Source organism: Deinococcota bacterium, assembly GCA_030858465.1.
GTDB lineage: Bacteria > Deinococcota > Deinococci > Deinococcales > Trueperaceae > JALZLY01.
Genome location: JALZLY010000123.1, coordinates 1 through 2446, shown reverse-complemented (window position 1 = coordinate 2446; position 2446 = coordinate 1). Strand labels below are relative to the sequence as shown.

The 2446-nt window shown below is 64.3% G+C and carries 2 protein-coding genes; both read left to right on the top strand.

Annotation, left to right across the window (positions count from 1 at the left end; translation table 11 throughout):
• Positions 1 to 46: 46 nt before the first annotated feature.
• Complete coding sequence (locus tag M3498_05865) at positions 47 to 1762, top strand: ABC transporter ATP-binding protein/permease (protein ID MDQ3458809.1); 1716 nt, start codon at positions 47 to 49, stop codon at positions 1760 to 1762.
• Positions 1752 to 2446 (top strand): hypothetical protein (locus M3498_05860; GenBank protein MDQ3458808.1); only part of this gene is annotated, 695 nt, incomplete at its 3' end. The genes M3498_05865 and M3498_05860, both read left to right, overlap by 11 nt.

Below are 2446 nucleotides of genomic sequence, written 5' to 3'. Positions count from 1 at the left end.
CCTCTTGCTGGTAGGCGCTTTCGCCGCGCTCTTCGCTCAAGTTGGGATGCGCCTCCTGGAACCTTGGCCACTCAAATTCATCCTCGACCGAGTAATCGTTACGGCACCGAACGGCGGCACTTCAGGGCTGGCTTTTGTTGATGCGTTGTCACCAACAGCGCTCCTAACGGTTTCAGCGGTTGGCTTGGTGATTATCATCGCCTTGCGTGCTGCCGCTGAGTACGCCAGCACCATCGGCTTCGCGCTCATCGGCAACCGGGTCCTGACGCGGGTACGGGGTGAGCTTTACGAGCACCTGCAGCGCCTCTCGCTCTCTTACCACACAGGGGCCAAAGGGGGTGACCTCACACTCCGGGTCATCAGTGATGTGGGCATGCTCAAGGAGATCGCCGTTACCGCCGTTTTGCCCATGCTCGGCAACATCTTCATCCTCATCGGCATGCTCGCGGTGATGTTTCTCCTGCAGTGGCAGTTAGCGCTTATCGCCGTGGCAATCTTCCCGATCTTCTGGTTGGTGTCCGCGCGTCAAGGTAACCTCATCCGCGAGGTTTCACGCAAGCAACGCAAGCGTGAGGGGGCGATGGCCGCGATGGCCGCCGAATCGATTGGTGCCATCAAGATCGTTCAGGCGCTGTCACTGGAGCCGACCTTCAATAAAGCATTCTTGAGCCAGAACCAAAAGAGCCTGAAGGAGGGCATCAAGGCCAAGCGCTTGGCGACGGGCCTGGAGCGCACCGTGGATGTGCTCATCGCGACGTCCACGGCGTTGGTGCTCTTTTTCGGCGCGCGGCTTGTGCTGGGCGGCGCACTTACCCCCGGTGACCTCATCGTCTTTATCACCTACTTGAAGAACGCCTTCAAGCCGATGCGCGACTTCGCGAAGTTCACCGGCCGCCTCGCCAAGGCGAGCGCCGCGGGAGAGCGCGTCCTGGAGATCCTCGACCGCGAGCCTGACATCCGCGATGCGCCCGGCGCCGTGTCCGCGCCTCCCCTCAAAGGAGCGGTGCATTTCGAGGGGCTCTCCTTCGCTTACGACTCGGCCCAGCCCGTGCTGAAAGATATCGACATCCGCGTCAACGCGGGCGAGCGCGTCGCCATCGTCGGCCCGTCGGGGAGCGGCAAGTCCACCCTGGCGAGCCTCCTGCCGCGCCTTTACGACCCCGAGATGGGCCGGGTGACAATTGACGGGCGCGACATCCGCGACTACACGCTTCAGTCCTTGCGGGGTCAGATCAGCGTGGTCTTGCAGGACAACCTGCTTTTCGGCGCCAGCGTGCGCGATAACATTGCCTTCGGCGTGCCGGGGGCGAGCGACGAGGAGGTCGACGCCGCGGCTAGGCTGGCCCACGCCCACGACTTCATCATGGCCTTGCCGAAGGGCTACGCCACCGTTCTGGGCGAGCGCGGCGCCACGCTCTCGGGTGGGCAACGCCAGCGGATAGCGGTGGCGCGCGCCGCCATCCGCAAGGCGCCGATTCTCATCCTGGACGAGCCGACGGTTGGTCTCGACGAGGAGAACGAGCGCTGGGTGAGCGCGTCTCTGGATGAGATCTCCAAGGCGCAAACGACGCTGCTTATCACCCACGACCTGGGCTTTGCGGCAAGGGCCGACCGCGTCGTCTATATCGAGAACGGCCAGGTGCTCGAGGAGGGCAACCACGAGGCGCTCATACGGCTAGGTGGGCGCTACGCTACGCTCTACAGAATGCAGCTCGCGACCGAAGGCAGGACCCGCGCCGAGGAGAAGGCCTATGCCGCCTAGTGAGCTGCTCGTCCAGGACCAAGACATCATCCGCCGCGACCGGCAGCTGCCTGGGCTGGGGCGACTTCTTGACCCCCAGGCCTTTGCTGAGGCCCTGCGCGTGGCATTGCCGGGGAGGCGTGTTGGGGAGGCGCGCGTCCGCTACCTCCGTTACAAACCCGGCACGAATTGCCTGGTCGCCTACCAGCTCGAGCTGGACGGCCATGTGACGGACGCCTACGCCAAAGCCTACCGCTTGGACGCAGCCGACAAGCTCCGCAGCGCCATAGAGAAGGGGCGCGGCCATGGCAGACTAAGACCGCAGGTTTTAGACCCGATGATCGCCGTTTACGCCTTTCCAGCCGACCGCAAGCTGGCGGCGCTCAACAAGGTAGCTGAAACGGAAGCGCGCGCGCACTTTCTCGGTAAGCTCCTGCCAGCGCAGCCTGAGCTGCACCGCGCGCACCTGCGCCCGCTGCGCTACAAGCCCGAGCGCCGCTTCGTGGCTCAGCTCGCCGCTGGTGGACTGCGGGTCGTCCTCAAACTCTACGACGAGTACGACTTTGAAAGGGCGCGACGGGGCGCGCAGGCGTTTCGAGATGGACCAGTGAAGCTTGCTCCCCTGCTAGGGGGCTCGAGCAGCAAGCGTGCGCTCGTCTGGGCTTGGGTGCCGGGCCGCCCGCTCGACCAGGTTTTGGCGGAATG

What these genes read in the sequence shown, in the direction of transcription:
- M3498_05865 (MDQ3458809.1), top strand. Translation starts at nt 47, where the DNA reads ATGCGCCTCCTGGAACCTTGGCCACTCAAATTCATCCTCGACCGAGTA.